This window comes from Streptomyces sp. cf386 (genome assembly GCF_900103585.1).
Lineage (GTDB): Bacteria > Actinomycetota > Actinomycetes > Streptomycetales > Streptomycetaceae > Streptomyces.
Genome location: NZ_FNHV01000002.1, coordinates 539,324 through 557,771 on the forward strand (window position 1 = coordinate 539,324; position 18,448 = coordinate 557,771).

Below are 18,448 nucleotides of genomic sequence, written 5' to 3' on the forward strand. Positions count from 1 at the left end.
CCCGGCTCGCTGACCGAGCGGCTCAGCGCAGCCAGGGCAGGTCCGCACCCGCTTCGCTCGGCTGCAGGCCCTCGGCGACGATCTTCATGATCTCGCCGAGGGTCTTCTGCTGTTCCAGGCTGAGCCGGTCGAACATCGCCTGGCGTACGGCCTCCACATGGCCCGGCGCGGTGTCCCGCAGGACCTGCACGCCCTGTTCGGTCAGCACCGCGAACTGGCCCCGCTTGTCGTCGGGGCAGTCCTCGCGCCGCACCCAGCCGTTCTTCTCCAGCCGCGCGATGGCGTGCGAGAGACGGGAGCGGGTGATCTTCGCGAGCATCGCCAGCTCGGTCATCCGCAGCCTGCGCTGCGGGGCCTCGGCGAGCTTGACCAGCAGGCCGTAGTAGACGTGCGGCATGCCCGCGTCCCGCTGGAGCTGGCGGTCCAGGTGGTCCCAGAGCAGGGTGGACGCCTCCATGTAGGAGCGCCAGACGAGCTGCTCCTCGTGGGTGAGCCAGCGCGGTTCGCCCGTGGGCGCGGATTCGGGTTCGGGTTCGGGTTCGGCCGCGGGTGGCGCGGAGGTCGATGCCGTATTCATGTACTCCACTGTACGAGAGCTCTCCTTGAATTTTTAACTACCCGGGCGTACTGTCTTCGAAGAGAGAAGCTTTAGATTTGAAGCAAATAAGGCTTCAGCTCTCCGGAGGGAGTCGCCACCATGTCCGCCGTCGCGCAGGAGCGCATGCCTGCCCTCTATCTCAGTCACGGCGCCCCGCCGCTCGCGGACGACCCGATCTGGCCCGGTGAGCTCGCCGCATGGTCCGCCGGCCTGCCGCGCCCCAAGGCGATCCTCATGGTCTCCGCCCACTGGGAGGAGGCCCCGCTCGCCATCGGTGCCACCGAGACCGTTCCTCTCGTCTACGACTTCTGGGGATTCCCCGAGCACTACTACAAGGTGACGTACACGGCACCCGGCGCGCCCCAACTCGCCGAGTCCGTACGGAAGCTGCTGCGCGCCCCCGGCATGCCCGTGCAGGACATCCCGGACCGCGGCCTCGACCACGGCGCCTACGTACCGCTCGTCGAGATGTACCCCGAAGCCGACATCCCTGTCCTCCAGATTTCCATGCCGACCCTCGACCCGCTGCGGTTGCTGGAGATCGGCCGCAAGCTGGCGCCCCTGCGCGACGAGGGCGTGCTGATCGTCGGCTCCGGCTTCTTTACCCACAACCTGGCCGCCCTGCGCCAGGGCGGCATCCCCGCCTGGTCCGTGGAGTTCGACGACTGGGGCCGCCGGGCGCTGGAGAGCCGTGACTGGGACTCCCTGCTGGACTTCCTCCACAAGGCCCCGGCCGGCCGCTACGCCCACCCGCGCACCGAGCACTTCGCCCCGCTGTTCGTGGCGATGGGCGCGGCGGACGCGGCCGGTGGGCTCGACGGCCAGAAGTCGGTGATCGACGGGTTCTGGATGGGCCTGGCGAAGCGGTCAGTGCAGTTCGGCTGAGGCCGGGCCGGGCTACAGCTCCTTCTCATACCAGGCGACGTCCCAGTAGCGGCCGAACTTGCGGCCCACCTCGCGGTACGTCCCGACGTGCCGGAAGCCGAAGCGCTCGTGCAGACGGGCCGACGCCTCGTTGGGCTGAGCGATGCCGGCGTACGCGCGGTGCAGGTCCTCCTCGGCCAGGGCCTCGAACAGGGCCTTGTAGAGGAGGGTGCCGATGCCACGACCGCCGGCGTCGGGTGCGAGGTAGATCGTCACCTCGACGGAGGTCTCGTAGGCGGGCTTCGGCCGGAAGGCGCTGGATGTGGCATAGCCCAGGATCCGCTGTGAGTTCCCTGCGAGGCCCGTCTCCACGGCAACCATCAGCCGGTACGGCCCGTCTTCAGGGTGGGAGAGCAGCCAAGGGCGTCGCTCCTCCGGCGTGAAGACCGCCGTATCGAATGTGATGGGCGTCTCACGTACGTAGTGGTTGTAGAGGTCGGTGAGGGCTTCGAGGTCACTCTCGACTCCCGCTCTGACCTGCACCTCTCTACGTTCCGGTGGCATCGGGTCTCCTCGCGTGGCCGGACGTGGCCGGACAGGGTACTGCAAGATCAGAAAAATAGAGGGGCGGGTTGGGAATTCTGTCCTGATTCCAGTCGTTGTTTCCATCGGATGCAGGGCACTCGAGCAGAGTCCCAAGCGTTCACGAATCACCCGCCCGCCCCACATCGCAAGGGAGCACGCATGGCAACCCGTGCCGTCGCCCGTCGTAAGTCCGCCACTGGCGGGGCAACCGACGCGGCACGCAGTGTTCGCGCCCATGGCGGCGAGATCGCGGACCGCGACCTGGTCGGCATGTACCTCGACGAGATCGCGCGCACGCCGCTTCTCGACGCGGCCAAAGAGGTCGAGCTGTCGCAGATCATCGAGGCGGGTGTGTTCGCAAGGCAGGTCCTCGACGGCTTCGAGGAGGCCAGGGCGGACGCCACCCGTGAGGAGCTGGAGGCCCTGGTCGCCGAGAGCGAGCGGGCCAAGGACGTCTTCATCCGCTCCAACCTCCGCCTGGTCGTCGCGGTGGCCCGTCGCTACCCGCGCAGCGGCCTCCCCCTGCTCGACCTGATCCAGGAGGGCAACGCCGGCCTGGTGCGCGCGGTGGAGAAGTTCGACTACCGCAAGGGCTTCAAGTTCTCGACGTACGCGACGTGGTGGATCCGTCAGGCCATCACCCGCTCGATAGCGGACCAGTCGCGCACCATCCGCCTCCCCGTCCACCTCGTGGAGGAGCTGGGCCGCATCCGCCGCGTCCAGCGCGAGTTCAACCGCGAGCACGGCCGCGACCCGGAGCCCGCGGAGATCGCCGCCGAGCTCGGCTCCAACCCGGACCGGGTGACGGACGTCCTGGACTGGGCCCGCGACCCGGTCTCCCTGAACATGTCGGTGGACGACGACGGCGACACCCAGTTCGGCGACCTCCTGGAGGACACGTCGGCGGTCTCGCCCGAGCAGTCCGTCCTGACCCTCCTGCGCAGCGAGGAACTGGACGACCTGATCGGCCGGCTGGACCAGCGCACGGCGTCCATCATCAAGATGCGGTACGGCATCGAGGACGGCCGCGAGCGCACGCTGACCGAGGTCGGCAAGGAGCACGGGCTGACCCGCGAGCGGATCCGGCAGATCGAGAAGCACGCGTTGCTGGAGCTGAAGAAGCTGGCGCGGAGCACGGGGTTCGACGCGGCCGCGTAGTGCCTTCCGGCGGGAGGGCCGGGGGAGTCTGGCCGCAGGCGGCGTACGCCGGGTGGCGAAAGACCGCGCAAACATGGCGATGTAACGCCGCTTCAACTGTCAGGGCACCGGGAACAAGACTTCCGGGCAAGGGAGTTCGGGCCCGGACGGAGATCGACGTACCCCGCCGAACGCGACACGCGCACACCAACAGGCCAAGTACGGAAGCAAGTACGGACCAAGTCCCGACGCACTCCCCCCGGCGCCGGGACTTTCCCCGAGCCGGGCTTCGGCGCCCATCCCCCCTGGGTGCCGAGGCCCGGCTCTTTTGATGTCTCAAGGGCCATGGCGGCGAGGCAGTGGGGAGGGGGCGGGCCACCCCGTACCTGAACCACGGGGTGGCTCACCCGAATGGCAGATTGTGCCACATGGGCATAGCGGTACATCACGACGGATCCCGCGGGGAGCCGTATCCGCCCGGCGCAGCCAACCCCGCACGCCGAGTCCCACTCACCCCGCGGCCCGACGCAACCGCTCACCCAACTCCCGTACGCACAGCACCAGTTCCTCCGGTGACTCCACCACGAACTCGCAGTCCACCATCGCCAACCGCACCGCCATCCACTCCACCGCATCCCCCGCGGACCCCCGCAGCCGACACCGCCGCCCGTCCCCGACCGACTCCGGCGCCCCCAACCACCCCGGCAACCGAGCCGCGACGAACTCGGCGGGCGCATCGAACGCCACCGAGAAGTCGTACGTCTCCTGTCGCCGCCACATCGACTGCCGCAGATACTCCGCCGCACTCCCCGACGGCAGCTCCCGTGGCGTGAACCGCGCCCCCGTGGCGAACGGCTCGCTCACCCGGTCGACCCGGAACGTCCGCCAGTCGGCCCGGTCGAGGTCGTAGGCGACGAGGTACCAGCGCCGCCCGGTCGACACCAGCCGATACGGCTCCACCAGCCGCCGTGACCCGGTCCCGTCCTTCGCCCGGTACGCGAACCGCAGCCGCTCCTGCCCCGCCACGCTCGACGCCATCACGGTGAGCGTCTCGGGCGCGATACTCGCCCCGTCCCCACTGGTCAGCGGCGTCGTCGCGGCCTGCAGCGTGGCCACCCGGTGCCGCAGCCGCGACGGCAGTACCTGCTCCAGCTTCGCCAGCGCCCGCACCGACGCCTCCTCCACCCCCTCGACCGCGTGCCCCGCCCCGGCCCGCAGCCCGACCGCGATCGCGACGGCCTCTTCGTCGTCCAGCACGAGCGGCGGCATCGCCTTGCCCGCGACGAGCCGGTAGCCGCCGTCGGCCCCCTTGCTCGCCTGCACGGGATAGCCGAGCTCCCGCAGCCGGTCGACGTCCCGTCGCACCGTGCGCCGGGACACCCCGAGCCGCTCGGCGAGCTCACCGCCGGGCCATTCGCGAGGCGTCTGCAGGAGGGAGAGGAGCGTCAGCAGCCGTGCCGGAGTATCCGTCGTCATGAATCCGAGGATGCCGTAGAAGTAGGACACGATCTGACCTAATGACGGCATAGCTTCAAGCCATGACCTCCACCGAGACCTCACCCGAACCCGGGACAGACGGGACAGACCTTGTGACCCGCGCGATCGAAACGCCCACCGCAGGCGACCGCCGCCGTTGGTTCGCCCTGGCGATCGTGATGACCGCGGCCTTCATGGACCTCGTCGACGTCACGATCGTCAACGTCGCGATCCCGTCGATCCAGCGGGACGCCGGGGCCAGCTTCAGCCAGATCCAGTGGATCACCGCCGGCTACGCCCTCGCCTTCGCCGCGGGCCTGATCACCGGCGGCCGCCTCGGCGACATCCATGGCCGGAAGCGGCTGTTCCTCTTCGGTATCGGCGGCTTCACCCTGGCCTCGGCCCTGTGCGGGTTCGCCGCGAACCCGGAGATGTTGGTCGCGGCCCGGATCCTGCAGGGCGGCATGGCGGCGCTGATGGTCCCGCAGGTCCTGTCGATCGTGCACGCCACCTTCCCGGCGCACGAACGCGGCAAGGTCTTCGGCCTGTTCGGCGCGGTCGTCGGACTCGGTGCGGTCACCGGCCCGCTCCTCGGCGCACTGCTGACGGAGTGGAACCTCTTCGGCCTCGAATGGCGCCCGATCTTCCTCATCAACCTCCCGGTCGGCATCGCGGGCCTGATCCTCGGCAGCCGCTTCATCACCGAGTCCAAGGCGCCGAAGGCGCTGAAGCTGGACATGGTCGGCGTCGCCCTGGTCACGCTCGGCCTGCTGATGCTGCTCTACCCGCTGACCCGCGGCCGTGAGCTGGGCTGGCCGCTGTGGGGGTACGTGTCGATGGGCGGCGCACTGGTGGTCCTCGGGGCGCTGGTGGCGTACGAGAGGCGCAAGGCCGCCCGCGACGGCTCCCCGCTCGTCGAACTGTCGCTGTTCAAGGTGAAGAGCTTCGCGGCCGGCATCGCCGTGCAGACGGTCTTCGGTGTCGCGCTCGGCATCTTCTTCCTGGTCTGGACGCTGTACATGCAGTACGGCCTGGGCTGGAGCCCGCTGAAGGCCGGCCTGACCGGGATCCCGTTCTCGATCGCCGTCTCGGTGGCGGCCGGCCTGTCCGTCCAGCAGCTGGTCCCGCGCTTCGGCCGCAAGGTGCTCCAGGCGGGCGCGCTGGTGATGGCGATCGGCGTCCTGCTCTACATCTGGGAGTCCGGCCACTACGGCCTGGACATCGCCCCCTGGCAGATGGCGCTGCCCCTGGTCGTCATGGGCCTCGGCATGGGCCTGATCGTGGCCCCGCTGACGGACGCGATCCTCTCGGAGGTGCCGCGCGAGCACGCCGGCTCGGCATCCGGCCTCATCAGCACCGTCCAGCAGATGGGCAACGCGCTCGGGCTGGGTCTGGTCTCCGTGGTCTTCTTCGGCATCATCGACGACCGGCTGGCCGGCGGCGCGGAAGGCGCGCGGGGCCCGGCGGCGGGCGCGGCCTTCGCGGACGGCTTCCAGCACGCGCTGGGGTGGGTCGCCGCGGTGATGGGCGTCATCTTCCTGCTGATGTTCGCGCTGCCCAGGCGGTCGGCGGAGCATGCGGAGCAGGTCGAGGGGGCGGCCGAGGAGTCGGGGCCGGAGGCGACGGCTGTGGAGAAGGAGCCCGCGTTGGTGCCGTGAGGGCGGTGTTCCGCGGGTGGTCTTCAGAGGGCGGTGTTCTGAGGGCGGATTTCTGAGAGCGGGGGAGGGCCCGGCACTTCGGTGCCGGGCCCCTCGTCGTTTCCGTGTCTCTCCGTGTCTGTCCACGCCGGAAGCCCGTTCATGCCCGATTGGGCCCGAACCTGTTTACTTTCCGGAAATCCAGGCGTAGCCTCCCAGCGAAACCACAAGTTCGGGCACAGTTCGGAGGCGAACGGACATGTACGCACCGGAGCGGCAGCAGGAGATCCTCCGGCTCGCCCGTGACGGCGGCCGAGTGGACGTCCTGTCGCTGGCCGAGGAGTTCCAGGTGACCGCGGAGACGATCCGCCGGGACCTGAAGGCCCTCGACCGCGCCGGGCTCGTGCGCCGGGTGCACGGTGGCGCGATCCCGGCCGGGCGACTGGACTTCGAGCCGGACCTCGCCGAGCGCGAGTCGACGGCGGCCGACGAGAAGGACCGGGTCGCGAAGGCGGCCCTCGCCGAGCTGCCCACCGAGGGCACGATGATCCTGGACGCCGGTACGACGGTGGCCCGCCTGGCCGCCGCGCTGCCGCTGGAGACGTCCCTCACCGTCGTCACGCACAGCCTGCCCATCGCGGCCCGCCTCGCCGACCACCCGGGCATCCAGCTCCACCTGGTCGGAGGGCGCGTACGGCACCGTACGCGCGCCGCCGTGGACGCCTGGGCGCTGCGCGCGTACGGCGAGATCCGCGCCGACGTCCTGTTCGTGGCGGCCAACGGCTTCTCCGCCGAGCACGGTCTGACCACCCCCGACCTCGCCGAGGCCGCGGTGAAGCGCGCGGCGGTGGCCGCGGCCCGCCGTGTGGTGCTGCTCGCCGACTCGTCCAAGCACGGCCAGGAGCACTTCGCCCGCTTCGGTGACCTGAGCGACGTGGACCTGCTGATCACCGACAGCGGGCTGAGCCCCGAAGACGCCACCGCGATCGAGCGCGGCGGCACGGAAGTAGTGCGCGCATGATCCTCACCGTCACCCCGAACCCGTCCCTGGACCGCACCTACGAGGTGCCGTCCCTCGACCGCGGCGAGGTCATCCGCGCCACCGGCGAGCGCATGGACCCGGGCGGCAAGGGTGTGAACGTCTCGCGCGCGGTCGCGGCGGCAGGGCAGCGCACGATAGCCGTCCTGCCCCTGGGCGGTGCGCCCGGCGCGCTCGTCGCCGACCTGCTCGACGCGCAGGGCATCGAGGTCGCGCCGGTGCCGGTCGCGGGCGCCACCCGCTCGAACATCGCGCTCGCGGAGTCGGACGGGGTACTGACGAAGATCAACGCGCCCGGCCCCGAACTGTCGGCGGCCGAGCAGGAGCTGCTCCTGGAGACGGTGCGCGAGCAGTCGCACGACGCGGACTGGATCGCCTGCTGCGGGAGCCTGCCGCGCGGGCTGGCCCCGTCCTGGTACGCCGATGTGGTCGCCCGGGCGCACGCAGGGGGCGCGCGGATCGCGCTGGACACCTCCGGGCGCGCCCTCCTCGAAGCGCTGCGCGCGCGGCCCGATGTGGTGAAGCCGAACGCCGAGGAGCTCGCGGAAGCGATCGGGCGCCCCCTGGCGACCGTGGGCGACGCGGTGAAGGCGGCCGAGGAACTGCGCGAGATGGGCGCCCGCGCCGTGCTCGCGAGCCTGGGTGCCGACGGGCAACTGCTGGTGGACGGCTCGGGAGCCTGGTTCGGCAGCGCGCGCGTGGACGCCGTACGGAGCAATGTCGGCGCCGGTGACTCCTCTCTCGCCGGCTTCCTGATCGCGGGTGGCAGTGGCCCGGAGGCCCTCGCCTCGGCGGTCGCCCATGGCGCGGCGGCCGTCCAGCTTCCCGGCAGCGTGATGCCGTCCCCGGCCGACCTGGACCTGGCGGCGGTGACGGTCACGGCCGAGGTGCCGGTGGATCGCGTACTGAAGGAGCCGGTGTCATGAAGAATGTCTCGGTTGTCACAGTTCTTGCCGATCGGCTCCCTGAGCGGCGAAGCTCGCTGTTACTCACGGCCGCCGACGGACGGCAGGGCCTCCTGAGCCGCTCTGCCGCCCGGAGGGGGCGAGGTTTCCCCGGCCCCGCCCCCTCCACCCCCATCTCCCCCCACCGCACCCATGCCGCCCCCCACGGCACCCCCGTCCCCTTCACCGCCCACCAGACTCCCCGGGCGATACGCGTGCGAAGGAGCCCGCGATGAGCGACATGATCACCGCGGATCTGGTCGATCTCGACCTGTCCGCCGATACCAAGGAAGCAGCGGCGCGTGCCCTCGCCGAGCGCATGGTCGCCCTGGGCCGGGTGACCGACCTGGAGGGCTTCCTCGCCGACGTGGCCGCCCGTGAGGCACAGATGCCGACCGGCCTCGACGGCGGCATCGGCATCCCGCACTGCCGCAGCGAGCACGTCACCGAGCCGACGCTCGCCTTCGGGCGCAGCGCCGCCGGCATCGACTTCGGTGCGGCGGACGGTCCCGCGGACCTGATCTTCCTGATCGCCGCCCCGGCGGGCGCGGACGACGCCCACCTGACGATCCTGTCGTCGCTGGCCCGGCAGCTGATGAACGCCGAGTTCACGGACGCGCTGCGGTCGGCGGGCGACGCGGCGTCGGCGGCGGCGCTGATCCGGGGCGAGGAGCCCCCGGCGGCCGACGCAGCCGTTGCTGCTTCTGCCGATTCCGAAGACTCCGTGGCGTCGTCGGTGGCGGCCTCCGCCGACGCCGCCACGGGCAACACGGCCCCGGCGCCGGGTGCGCACGCCGACGGCGCGGACGCCCCGGCGCCGGGCGCCCCGACCGCGGCTGCCGCCGATGGCGAGCGCCCCTTCCGTATCGTCGCCGTCACCTCCTGTCCGACCGGCATCGCCCACACCTACATGGCGGCCGAGTCGCTGGAGAACGCGGGCCGCGAGGCGGGCGTCGAGCTCGTCGTCGAGACGCAGGGCTCGGCCGGCTTCACCCGGCTCGATCCGGCCGTCATCGCGGCGGCGGACGGCGTGATCTTCGCCCACGACGTGGCCGTACGGGAGAAGGACCGGTTCGCCGGGAAGCCGACCGTGGACACCGGAGTGAAGGCGGGCATCAACCGCCCGGCCGAACTCATCGCCGAGGTCCGCGAGAAGGCGGCCCGCGGCGAGGCCACCGCGGCCGCCCGGCCCGGCGGCACCCCGGTCGAGCGCGCGGGCGAGCCGGGCGAGGGCTATGGCACCAAGCTGCGCAAGTGGCTGATGTCCGGCGTGAGTTACATGGTCCCGTTCGTCGCGGCCGGCGGTCTGCTGATCGCCCTCGGCTTCGCGATCGGCGGCTACCAGATCAACGAGGCCAAGTCGGTCACCGAGCACTTCGACTGGGGCCAGGTCGACAGCTGGGGCGCGCTGCTCTTCCAGATCGGCGCCGCGGCCTTCGGCTTCCTCGTCCCGGTCCTCGCCGGATACATCGCCTACGGCATGGCCGACCGGCCAGGACTCGTGCCCGGCTTCGTCGGCGGCGCGATCTCGGTCACGATCGGCGCCGGCTTCCTCGGCGGTCTGGTCGCCGGTCTGATCGCCGGTGGTGTGGTCCTCGGCATCCAGCGGATCAACATCCCACCGGTCATGCGCGGCATCATGCCGGTGGTGGTGATCCCGCTGGTCTCCTCGGCGGTCGTCGGCTTCCTGATGTTCGTGGTGATCGGCAAGCCGATCTCCGAGGCGCAGAAGGGCCTCACCGACTGGCTGAACAGCCTCTCCGGCACCAACGCCATCCTGCTCGGCGTGCTGCTCGGCCTGATGATGTGCTTCGACCTCGGCGGCCCGGTCAACAAGGTGGCCTACACCTTCGCGACGGCCGGCATCACGGTCGCGGCGCCCAGCGACTCCGCGATGAAGATCATGGCCGCCGTGATGGCCGCCGGCATGGTCCCCCCGCTCGGCATGGCCCTCGCCACCACCATCCGCAAGAAGCTGTTCACCACCGCCGAGCGCGAGAACGGCAAGGCGGCCTGGGTGCTGGGCGCCTCCTTCATCTCCGAGGGCGCGATCCCGTTCGCCGCGGCCGACCCGCTGCGCGTCATCCCCGCCTCCATGGCGGGCGGCGCGGTCACCGGCGCGCTGGCCATGGCGTTCGGCTCGACCCTGCGCGCCCCGCACGGCGGCATCTGGGTCACCTTCCTGATCGGCAAGCCGTTCCTCTACCTGCTGGCCATCGCGGCCGGTACGGCGGTCACGGCCGGCCTGGTCATCCTCCTGAAGGGCATGCGCAAGACGACCCCGGAAGGAACTCCGGTCACCGAGTCCCCGGCGGCCACGACCGCGGAGGCGAAGCAGCCGGTGGCGGCGTAAGTCCTCCGCCGGGCAGGCCTCCCGCTTGTCCCTTTGGGGCGCTGTGAGTTGTTCACGGCACCTGCGAGATACGTCACGGTCCGGGCCCAATGGCCCGGACCGTGGTGTCTACTGGGGCCCATGCCTGAGCACGTCTCGTTCCTCCAACTGCTGGGCCCGGTCGTCCTGGCCCTGGCGGCCGTGCTCTGGGTGACCGGCCTGATCCGCCTCCTGCGCGGCGTCCGCCCCGAGCGGTCGCCGTGGCACCCGGGCGGCTCGGCCCTCTCCGCACTCCCGCACCAGCGGCAGACGCCCCCCGAGCTGGAGGCCGTGGAACTGTCCCCGGCGGAACGGGACGCGTTCGCGGGACTGGTACGACAGCTCAGCGACGGCCGCTGACCGGCTGAGGCGGCGTTACGGCAGGTGCGCGGTAGGGACTCCTGTACCGGTGCCGAACAGCGGGGCCGGTGTTACGACAGCTGCGCCGCCCGGCGCTCCATCGCATCGCGCGCCGCGTCCTCGTCGACGTACACCTCGCACATGTGCCGCCCGTCCGGCGTCGCCGTGTGCTCGACCTCCCACAGGGAGATCTCGCTGCCGTCGCGCAGCAGGAAAGCGTGCTCGTACAGCGAGAAGCACAGCCCGGCGCGCCCCGCACGGCATGGGCGCCCGAAGGCCTGTGTGATCTGGTGCGCGCACGCCGTGGCCAGCAGCGCGGCCGTCTCCGCGTCCGGCCGGTCGGCGTTCTCCGCCCGGCGCAGCAGCCGGCGGGCGTGGTCCGCCGAGTCGCCCGGCATGTAGGCGTGCCGGGGTGCGGGGATCGGCGACAACTGCACCGTCACCGGCAGTTCGAAGTCCGGCGCGTCCGGCGGCAGCGGCAGCCGCGCGGTCGCGGCGCGCAGCTCCTCCTCGTCGACGTACACCTCGTGCTGGGCCGCCCCGTCCCGTGCCGTGTTGTGCACGAGCTCCCACAGCGTGAGTGCCGAGCCGTCGGCGAGCAGCCAGGTGTGCCGATACGTCTCGCGGTGCAGCCCGGCGCTGTGGTGCGCGGAGTGCAGCGAGCTGTCATGAGCCAGCGCACAGTCGAGCAGCCGTATCGTCTCGTCGGGCAACTCGAAGGAGTTCAGGGCGCGGCCGAGGAGTCGCGCGAGGTGCTCCTCCGGAGACTCCGGCGACTCGGGTGGTTCGTACGCTGCCGTCTCGTACGGAACGCTCAAGGTTTCTCCCGGCGTTGCTGCATGTCACCTTGTGGGTGCATACCGTAGCCCCTCGGTCGGACATCATGTCCGGGAACCGAGAAAACGTACGTCCGGTAAAACGCACGGGCCGCGCGAGAGGTTCCCGCGCGGCCCGACGAACCGTCAGTAATCCCTGTTCGGGCGGTACTTCAATGGATCACGCGGCGCTGCCCGCGACCCACTCGTCCCACGCCATGTTCCAGCCGTTGAGCCCGTTGTCCGCAGTCACGCTCTTGTCGGGGGAGTTCTTCACGATCACCACGTCGCCGATGAGCGAGTTGTCGTAGAACCACTTGGAAGGGGTGTCCCCCTGTCCGCCCTTCACGTCCTGCAGCCCGACGCAGCCGTGGCTGGTGCCCTGGCTGCCGAAGGGCGGGTTGCCCTTGTTGTACCAGTAGTTGCCGTGGATGAACGTCCCGGACGTCGTCAGTCGCATCGCGTTCGGTACGTCCTTGATGTCGTACGCGTCGGCGAGATTGACCGTGCGGCTGTCCATGTGGAGCTGCTTGAACTTCTCCGAGATCACCATCTGCCCGTTGTAGGTGGAGAACTCGGAGCTGCCCGCCGAGATCGGCACCGACTTGATCGTCTTGCCGTCCCGCACGACCGTCATCGTCTGCGTGTTGACGTCGACCGTCGAGACCTGCGAGCGCCCGACGGTGAAGTCGACGGTCTTCTTCTGCACGCCGTAGACGCCGTTCGCGCCCTCGACGCCGTCCAGGTCGATCTTCATGGTGACCTTGGAGCCGGTCTTCCAGTACTCCTCGGGCCGGAAGTCGAGCCGCTGCTCCCCGAACCAGTGCCCGACCACCTTCTGGCCGCTGCTGGAGGTGACCGTGATGTGCGACTGCACGGCCTTCTTGTCGCTGATCGCCTTGTCGAAGGTGAACGACACCGGCATACCGACGCCGACCGTCGAACCGCCGTCGGGCGTGTACGTCCCGATGAAGCTGTTGGCCGAACTGACCGTGGTGAAGGTCGAGTCGGCGGCGACGGTACGCCCGTCCGCGCCCTTCGCGTTGGCCGAGATCTGGTACTTCGTCCCCCGCTCCAGCTGCTCCTTCGGCTTCCAGCTGCCCCCGTCGCCGGCCAGGGAGCCCGGCACGGCCTGCCCGCTCTCCGCCAGCGTCATCTTCACGTCGGTCAGCTTCCCGTCGCTGACCTTCACGCCGGTCGTGTTGATCGACGCGCCTGTCGAGCCGTCCTTCGCCGAGATCACGATCTTCGCGGCGGACGTCCCGGAGTCCTTGCCGCCCTTCCCGTCCCCGTTGTCGGCATTGGCGCTCCCACCACAGGCTGTGAGGGTCAAAGCGCCGATCATCAGGGCGGCACAGGCCCCGAGTGCGCGCCGCGCTGCTATGTCCGGCGTTGTCACGAGCTGCTCCATCTTCGAGTGATCTGCGAGATCCGTTCCGTTCCACGGTGGAAGAGGCCACCGCCACCGACCCGGGTTCCCGTTGTGCGCGGTGAACGCCATCACGTGACAGAACCGCGACAATCCCGCGCACCGGGCAGCTGTCGCCCCGTCAGCTCCAGGTGCCGCCGGCCGACTCCGAGTTCCGCCCGGTCAGCTCGCTGATCAGCGCTCCCCGTACAACTCCCGGTAAGACGGCCACGCTCCACCCGGCCCGTCCACCGACTCGGCCGCGCGTACGGCGCGCACGATCGCGCGCGTCACGATGTCCGCGCCCGCCGCGAGGAGGTCGTTCAGCGCGAGGGGGTGCTCGGAGTCGAGCGGGCGGTCCCCGGTGGCCAGGGTGAAGACCGTGTCCCCGTCGTGGAGCAGGTGCACCGGCCGCACCGCGCGTGCGATGCCGTCGTGAGCCGTGCCGGCCAGCTTCTGCGCCTGTGCCTTCGTCAGGTCCGCGTCGGTGGCGACCACCGCGAGCGTGGTGTTCAGCGGGGGCGGTGCGTTCTTGGCCGCGACCTCGGCGAGGCGCCTGCGCGCGGCCTCGTGGACGGGTGCCTCGGGGTATTCCACCCGCCCCTGGAACAACTCCCCGTACAGCACGCCGGTCTCCGGATCCAGCGCCGACCCCGCCGCGTTGGCCACCACGAGCGCGCCCACCGTGATCCCCGAGTCCAGGACGACGCTCGCCGTACCGATTCCGCCCTTCACCGGCCCGGCGGTCGCCCCCGTACCCGCGCCCACGCACCCCTCCCGCACGGGCGCGCCGGGTTCGCTCGCCGCGGCCTCCTCGACCGCGGTCCGCCCGGTGGCCGCGTCCGGCCTCGCGCGGAAGTCGCCGCCCCGCCCGAGGTCGAAGACGCAGGCGGCCGGCACCACTGGCACGACATGCGCCGGATCCGCACCCACGCGCACCCCGCGCCCCTGCTCCTCCAGCCAGGCCATCACCCCGGACGCCGCGTCGAGTCCGTACGCGCTGCCCCCGGTCAGCACGATCGCCTCGACCTTCTGCACGACGTTGCGTGGATCGAGCGCGTCGGTCTCCTTGGTGCCGGGGCCTCCGCCGCGTACGTCCACGGCGGCGACGGCCCCGCCCTCGGGTGCGAGGACGACCGTGGTGCCGGTGAGCCAACCGTCGCCGGTGCGGGTCGCGTGCCCCACCCGGATCCCCGCGACGTCTGTCAGAGCGTCAACTGTCATGCGCCCAGTCTCGTCGAGTGACCGGCGCCGTCCTATGACCCTGGTCCGACCCTCGCCGTCCGTTGCGCAGACCACTCCCTAGCCGGCCCCTCCCTGGCAGACCCGTCTCTGGCAGACCCCTCCCTATCCCTAGGTGACTTGCTCCTTCATCCGCCGTCTGTTCTCCCGTCTCGTCATACGCGCCGTCAGCGTGGTCCCGGTCGCCACCGTCAGTGCCGCCACGAGGCCGGCCGCCAGCACGGCCCAGTCGCCCAGGAACGTGCAGCAGATCACCAGCAGGGCCGAGGTCGGCAGCACCAGCTGCTGGGTGATGCCGAACTTGAAGTGGCGTGAGTGCAGTGCCCAGACGGTGAGCAGGTAGAGCGCGGTCGGCAGGGTCACCGCGGCCGACGCCGCCAGCGTCGAGATGTGCGCCTTGCCGACGGCCTGCTCGACCGCCACCTCCAGGCCGGCGCCGATCGCGGCCGCCGAGGCGAAGACGAGGTAGTGGCCGTAACCCCACAGGAACGCCTGTTGGTTGGAGCGCAGGTGACCGTGGATCGGCACCACGAAGTAGATCCACCACGCGGCGAAGATGATCAGCAGCCCGCCCGCGGCGATCGGCAGCAGGTCGCCCAGCTCGTCGCTCTCGTCGATACCGGCCTTCACCGCCACCGTGGCCGCGGCGATGGTCTCGCCGAGCACGATGATGGTGAACAGCCCGTACCGCTCGGCGATATGGCGTGGATGCCAGGACGTGGGGTGGTCCTTCTCCGCGTACGGCGGCACACACAGTTCGAGGATCGCCATCACCAGGAACACCCAGGCTCTGGCGCCCTCGGGCAGGACCACCAGCCCCAGCCAGCCGATCAGGCACACCAGCACACCGCCGGCGTACCGCAGGGCCATCGTTCTCTCCGGGCCCTCACTCGACCTGGCCACGCGCAGCCACTGCGTCACCATGGCCAGCCGCATGATCACGTAGCCCAGCCAGACCGCCAGGAAGTCGTGGTCCTCGAACGCGGAGGAGACCCCGGCCGCCAGGACCAGCACACCGGCGATCTGCAGCAGGGTGACGACTCGGTAGAGGACGTCGTCGTTGTCGTACGCCGAGGCGAACCAGGTGAAGTTCATCCAGGCCCACCAGATGGCGAAGAACACCATCGCGTAGTTGAGGATCCCCTCGCCCGCATGCCCCTCGGCCACGGCGTGCACCAGCTGAATCCCGGCCTGGGCGATGGCCACGACGAAGCACAGGTCGAAGAAGAGCTCCAGCGGGGTGGCGGTCCGATGCGCCTCACCACGGCCACGGGCCGTGAGTCTGCGCAGTGGGCGGTGGCTTTCGTGTGCGCGGGGGGAGTCCGGCGCGGGAGTCGAACTGGACGTCATGGGCTCAAGCACAGCAGATGGGGCGCGGAATTTCTCGCCTGGCGATTCACAAGCGCGCAAGAGCGGGGGCGGGGGGTGGGGGAGCCGGGGCTGAGCGGCCGTGGCCCCGAGGCCCCTGGCCCGGCATGCCCTCGCCCCGAGGGCCGTACCCTGGACGCATGAGTACCGCCCCTGTCCCCGCCCCCGAGCCGCCTGCGCCGAAGCCCGTGCTGATCTTCGACGACCCGTTGGACCAGCAGTCCTCGGACGACACGGACCGTGGATGGGGCGAGCGGCCGGGTACGGACGGCGACAGTGCGGCCGAGCTGAAGCGGTTTCTCGACGAGAAGCCGCCCCACCACATCTGAGACGGGGGCCTGGCGCCGCTCGACCTTCCGGGCCTCTGAACCAGGTCCTAGGGCTCGTTGTGCCCCGACCCGCGCTGGGCGACCAGCGCGTCGCGGATCTCCTTCAGTACCTCCAGCTCGGTCACCTCGATGACCTCGTGCGTGCTCTCCTTCGCCTTGCGGCGGGCCTCCACGCGGGCCAGGTACTTCGCCATGGGCAGGACCATGAGGAAATACACGACGCCCGCGGTGATCACGAAGCTGAGGGCCGCGCCGAGGACCGAGCCCCACAGGATCTGAATCCCCTGATCGCCCTCGCACGTCGTACTCAGGCACGAGCTGTAGTGATCGAGGTTCTTGGTGCCGATCGCTCCGACCAGCGGATTGATGATCCCCTTCACCACCGCGTTGACGATGTTGGTGAACGCGGCACCGATGACCACCGCCACTGCCAGATCGACGACGTTGCCGCGCATCAGGAAGGCCTTGAAGCCGTCCCAGACGCTCGGTTCCTTCTTCTCGCTCACCGCGGAGCCTCTCCTCGCATGCACAGGTTGTGGAACGAACAGCTCCGCAACCTACGGCAGGGTTAGGCCATCCTGTCCAATTGCACCACCTGAACGAGGGACTTGACAGGAGGGCATGCTTGATCTTGCTCAGCACAGCGTCACCGCCAACCGCGCCGTAGCACTCGCCCCCGCGAGGCGCGCCGCGGTGGCACGCGGCACCGACAGCACCACCAGCGCCCCGCTGTCGATCGCGGCGTCCAGCGGCTCCGGCACCTTCGTCACCCGCGCCCCGCGCGCGATCACCTGGGCGTCGCCGCCCGTCGCCGTCTCCTCCGCGGCGATCACATCGACCCGGTCGCCGGGCCGCAGCAGCCGCACCGTGGCCCCATCGGCGATCCGCACCGGCGCGGACACCCGCTCGACGGCCCGCTGCTGGCGCACCGGCTCCGCCACCGGATGCCCGCGCGCCCGGTCGGCCTCCCGCGGCCCCGCCGCCACGAGCGCCGCCGCGGTCACGGCGAGCCCCGCCGCGGTCACGGCGAGCCCCGCCGCCACGGCCCGCCTCCGGTGCCGTACGAGTCGACTTAGTCGATACCGCCCGCCGCGCACCCGTACCGGCGCGAAGTGCGGCACCTCGCACGTGGCCGGGGCGTCCGAGCCGGGCGGGAGCGGAACGACCGACGAAAACGAAGAAGAAGGGGACGACGGAGCAACGGACATGAAGACCACCACCTGCGACGACGGAACGGCTTGCGACGCCACGATGAGGCATCTCGCCGCCGCCCGCCGACGCCGGTGGACTACTGACCGGTTGTGGAAAACTCCCCCACCCGAACGAGGAGTTCTGCCCCCCGGGTCAGGCGCTACGGCTCCTCAGCCAGGCCCTACGCCAACGCGAACCCAGGATCCATCCCGCCCAGCGCGCTGGTGCACAGGCAGTCCCGATCCCCGTTCTCCGGCAGCCCCGCCACCGTGTCGAACAGCACCCCCCGCAGCCGGTCCACATTCGCCGCGAACACCCGCAGCACCTCGTCGTGCGAGACCCCCTCGCCGGTCTCGGCGCCCGCGTCGAGGTCGGTGACCAGTGTCAACGAGGTGTAGCAGAGCTCCAGTTCACGGGCGAGGGCCGCTTCGGGGTGGCCGGTCATGCCCACCACCGACCAGCCCTGAGCCTGGTGCCACAACGATTCGGCACGGGTCGAGAAGCGCGGGCCCTCGATGACCACCAGCGTCCCGCCGTCCACCGGCTCCCAGTCCCGCCCGCGCGCCGCCTTCAGCGCGGCCGCGCGCCCCGCCGGGCAGTAGGGGTCGGCCAGCGACACGTGCACCACGTTCGGCACGGTGCCGTCGGGCAGCGGCAGCCCGTCGAAGTACGTCCCCACCCGGGACTTCGTACGGTCGACCAGCTGGTCCGGCACGAGCAGCGTGCCCGGCCCGTACTCGGGACGCAGACCGCCCACCGCGCACGGGCCGAGGACCTGGCGCACGCCCAGCGAGCGCAGCGCCCAGAGGTTGGCCCGGTAGTTGATCCGGTGCGGCGGCAGATGGTGGCCGCGTCCGTGTCGGGGCAGGAAGGCGACCCGGCGGCCGGCGATCTCGCCGAGGAAGAGGGAGTCGCTGGGCGGCCCGTAAGGGGTGTCCACCTGGATCTCGGTGACGTCGTCGAGGAACGAGTAGAAGCCGGAGCCGCCGATCACGCCGATTTCGGTGTTCGCCTTGTTCGCCATGCCCGCACCCTAACCGCACCAGAAAACGCCGAGGACCCCGCCGTCGTACGACGACAGGGT

General features: G+C 70.7%; 18 protein-coding genes. 8 read left to right on the top strand and 10 right to left on the bottom strand.

The genetic code is table 11. The features are described 5' to 3' along the window. Nucleotides 1-22: 22 nt before the first annotated feature. Nucleotides 23-577 (bottom strand): MarR family winged helix-turn-helix transcriptional regulator, encoded by a 555-nt coding sequence (locus tag BLU79_RS06730; RefSeq protein ID WP_093904917.1) that lies wholly within the window; start codon nt 575-577, stop codon nt 23-25. 120 nt (nt 578-697) lie between these two features. Between BLU79_RS06730 and BLU79_RS06735 the strand changes: the two genes are divergently transcribed. After that, entirely contained in the window at nt 698-1,483 is a 786-nt protein-coding gene (locus BLU79_RS06735; protein ID WP_093904664.1) for a dioxygenase family protein, read from the top strand. A 12-nt stretch (nt 1,484-1,495) separates the two neighbouring features. Here the strand turns inward: BLU79_RS06735 and BLU79_RS06740 are convergent, their stop codons facing one another. Beyond that, entirely contained in the window at nt 1,496-2,026 is a 531-nt protein-coding gene (locus BLU79_RS06740) for a GNAT family N-acetyltransferase (protein ID WP_093904665.1), read from the bottom strand. Between the two features lie 180 nt (nt 2,027-2,206). On the opposite strand from BLU79_RS06740, the gene BLU79_RS06745 reads away from it, so the two are divergent. Continuing rightward, nucleotides 2,207-3,205, top strand: a complete 999-nt coding sequence (locus BLU79_RS06745) for a sigma-70 family RNA polymerase sigma factor (RefSeq protein ID WP_093904666.1) — start codon at nt 2,207-2,209, stop codon at nt 3,203-3,205. 489 nt (nt 3,206-3,694) lie between these two features. On the opposite strand, the gene BLU79_RS06750 is transcribed toward BLU79_RS06745, so the two are convergent. After that, on the bottom strand, nt 3,695-4,660 hold the full coding sequence (locus BLU79_RS06750) for a helix-turn-helix transcriptional regulator (protein WP_093904919.1): 966 nt from the start codon (nt 4,658-4,660) through the stop codon (nt 3,695-3,697). A 62-nt stretch (nt 4,661-4,722) separates the two neighbouring features. Between BLU79_RS06750 and BLU79_RS06755 the strand changes: the two genes are divergently transcribed. The 5 genes from BLU79_RS06755 to BLU79_RS06775 all read left to right on the top strand — a co-directional run bounded on the left by BLU79_RS06755 (nt 4,723) and on the right by BLU79_RS06775 (nt 11,011). Then, complete coding sequence (locus BLU79_RS06755; protein WP_371131823.1) at nt 4,723-6,318, top strand: MFS transporter; 1,596 nt, start codon at nt 4,723-4,725, stop codon at nt 6,316-6,318. A gap of 238 nt (nt 6,319-6,556) precedes the next feature. Then, nucleotides 6,557-7,318, top strand: a complete 762-nt coding sequence (locus tag BLU79_RS06760; protein WP_093904668.1) for a DeoR/GlpR family DNA-binding transcription regulator — start codon at nt 6,557-6,559, stop codon at nt 7,316-7,318. Further along, nucleotides 7,315-8,262, top strand: a complete 948-nt coding sequence (gene pfkB, locus BLU79_RS06765) for a 1-phosphofructokinase (protein ID WP_093904669.1) — start codon at nt 7,315-7,317, stop codon at nt 8,260-8,262. The genes BLU79_RS06760 and pfkB overlap by 4 nt, the downstream gene beginning before the upstream one ends. A 250-nt stretch (nt 8,263-8,512) precedes the next feature. Then, the gene (locus tag BLU79_RS06770) at nt 8,513-10,633 is read left to right on the top strand and encodes a PTS fructose transporter subunit IIABC (protein WP_093904670.1); all 2,121 of its coding nucleotides are present in this window, start codon (nt 8,513-8,515) and stop codon (nt 10,631-10,633) included. Between the two features lie 120 nt (nt 10,634-10,753). Continuing rightward, on the top strand, nt 10,754-11,011 hold the full coding sequence (locus tag BLU79_RS06775) for a hypothetical protein (RefSeq protein WP_093904671.1): 258 nt from the start codon (nt 10,754-10,756) through the stop codon (nt 11,009-11,011). A gap of 71 nt (nt 11,012-11,082) precedes the next feature. Here the strand turns inward: BLU79_RS06775 and BLU79_RS06780 are convergent, their stop codons facing one another. From BLU79_RS06780 to BLU79_RS06795, 4 genes are all read right to left on the bottom strand, one after another. Next, on the bottom strand, nt 11,083-11,829 hold the full coding sequence (locus BLU79_RS06780) for a DUF6227 family protein (RefSeq protein WP_093904672.1): 747 nt from the start codon (nt 11,827-11,829) through the stop codon (nt 11,083-11,085). Nucleotides 11,830-12,007: 178 nt separating this feature from the next. Then, nucleotides 12,008-13,225, bottom strand: a complete 1,218-nt coding sequence (locus tag BLU79_RS06785; protein ID WP_093904920.1) for a L,D-transpeptidase — start codon at nt 13,223-13,225, stop codon at nt 12,008-12,010. Nucleotides 13,226-13,429: 204 nt separating this feature from the next. Next, nucleotides 13,430-14,458 carry a P1 family peptidase gene (locus tag BLU79_RS06790; RefSeq protein ID WP_093904673.1) on the bottom strand — a complete coding sequence of 343 codons (1,029 nt, stop codon included), beginning with the start codon at nt 14,456-14,458 and terminating at the stop codon, nt 13,430-13,432. A 129-nt stretch (nt 14,459-14,587) separates the two neighbouring features. Beyond that, nucleotides 14,588-15,826, bottom strand: coding sequence for a low temperature requirement protein A (locus BLU79_RS06795; protein WP_093904674.1), 1,239 nt, complete (start codon nt 15,824-15,826; stop codon nt 14,588-14,590). Nucleotides 15,827-15,984: 158 nt separating this feature from the next. Here BLU79_RS06795 and BLU79_RS06800 point away from each other — a divergent pair, with 158 nt between their 5' ends. After that, nucleotides 15,985-16,173 carry a hypothetical protein gene (locus BLU79_RS06800; RefSeq protein ID WP_093904675.1) on the top strand — a complete coding sequence of 63 codons (189 nt, stop codon included), beginning with the start codon at nt 15,985-15,987 and terminating at the stop codon, nt 16,171-16,173. Nucleotides 16,174-16,220: 47 nt separating this feature from the next. Here the strand turns inward: BLU79_RS06800 and mscL are convergent, their stop codons facing one another. The 3 genes from mscL to BLU79_RS06815 all read right to left on the bottom strand — a co-directional run bounded on the left by mscL (nt 16,221) and on the right by BLU79_RS06815 (nt 18,388). After that, nucleotides 16,221-16,679 (bottom strand): large conductance mechanosensitive channel protein MscL, encoded by a 459-nt coding sequence (mscL, locus tag BLU79_RS06805; protein ID WP_093904676.1) that lies wholly within the window; start codon nt 16,677-16,679, stop codon nt 16,221-16,223. Between the two features lie 129 nt (nt 16,680-16,808). Next, the gene (locus BLU79_RS06810; RefSeq protein ID WP_093904921.1) at nt 16,809-17,381 is read right to left on the bottom strand and encodes a hypothetical protein; all 573 of its coding nucleotides are present in this window, start codon (nt 17,379-17,381) and stop codon (nt 16,809-16,811) included. A 164-nt stretch (nt 17,382-17,545) separates the two neighbouring features. After that, the gene (locus tag BLU79_RS06815; RefSeq protein WP_093904677.1) at nt 17,546-18,388 is read right to left on the bottom strand and encodes an S-methyl-5'-thioadenosine phosphorylase; all 843 of its coding nucleotides are present in this window, start codon (nt 18,386-18,388) and stop codon (nt 17,546-17,548) included. Nucleotides 18,389-18,448: the final 60 nt, after the last annotated feature.

What these genes read in the sequence shown, in the direction of transcription:
- BLU79_RS06730 (WP_093904917.1), bottom strand. Translation starts at nt 577, where the DNA reads ATGAATACGGCATCGACCTCCGCGCCACCCGCGGCCGAACCCGAACCC.
- BLU79_RS06735 (WP_093904664.1), top strand. Translation starts at nt 698, where the DNA reads ATGTCCGCCGTCGCGCAGGAGCGCATGCCTGCCCTCTATCTCAGTCAC.
- BLU79_RS06740 (WP_093904665.1), bottom strand. Translation starts at nt 2,026, where the DNA reads ATGCCACCGGAACGTAGAGAGGTGCAGGTCAGAGCGGGAGTCGAGAGT.
- BLU79_RS06745 (WP_093904666.1), top strand. Translation starts at nt 2,207, where the DNA reads ATGGCAACCCGTGCCGTCGCCCGTCGTAAGTCCGCCACTGGCGGGGCA.
- BLU79_RS06750 (WP_093904919.1), bottom strand. Translation starts at nt 4,660, where the DNA reads ATGACGACGGATACTCCGGCACGGCTGCTGACGCTCCTCTCCCTCCTG.
- BLU79_RS06755 (WP_371131823.1), top strand. Translation starts at nt 4,723, where the DNA reads ATGACCTCCACCGAGACCTCACCCGAACCCGGGACAGACGGGACAGAC.
- BLU79_RS06760 (WP_093904668.1), top strand. Translation starts at nt 6,557, where the DNA reads ATGTACGCACCGGAGCGGCAGCAGGAGATCCTCCGGCTCGCCCGTGAC.
- pfkB (WP_093904669.1), top strand. Translation starts at nt 7,315, where the DNA reads ATGATCCTCACCGTCACCCCGAACCCGTCCCTGGACCGCACCTACGAG.
- BLU79_RS06770 (WP_093904670.1), top strand. Translation starts at nt 8,513, where the DNA reads ATGAGCGACATGATCACCGCGGATCTGGTCGATCTCGACCTGTCCGCC.
- BLU79_RS06775 (WP_093904671.1), top strand. Translation starts at nt 10,754, where the DNA reads ATGCCTGAGCACGTCTCGTTCCTCCAACTGCTGGGCCCGGTCGTCCTG.
- BLU79_RS06790 (WP_093904673.1), bottom strand. Translation starts at nt 14,458, where the DNA reads ATGACAGTTGACGCTCTGACAGACGTCGCGGGGATCCGGGTGGGGCAC.
- BLU79_RS06795 (WP_093904674.1), bottom strand. Translation starts at nt 15,826, where the DNA reads ATGACGTCCAGTTCGACTCCCGCGCCGGACTCCCCCCGCGCACACGAA.
- BLU79_RS06800 (WP_093904675.1), top strand. Translation starts at nt 15,985, where the DNA reads ATGAGTACCGCCCCTGTCCCCGCCCCCGAGCCGCCTGCGCCGAAGCCC.
- BLU79_RS06810 (WP_093904921.1), bottom strand. Translation starts at nt 17,381, where the DNA reads ATGTCCGTTGCTCCGTCGTCCCCTTCTTCTTCGTTTTCGTCGGTCGTT.
- BLU79_RS06815 (WP_093904677.1), bottom strand. Translation starts at nt 18,388, where the DNA reads ATGGCGAACAAGGCGAACACCGAAATCGGCGTGATCGGCGGCTCCGGC.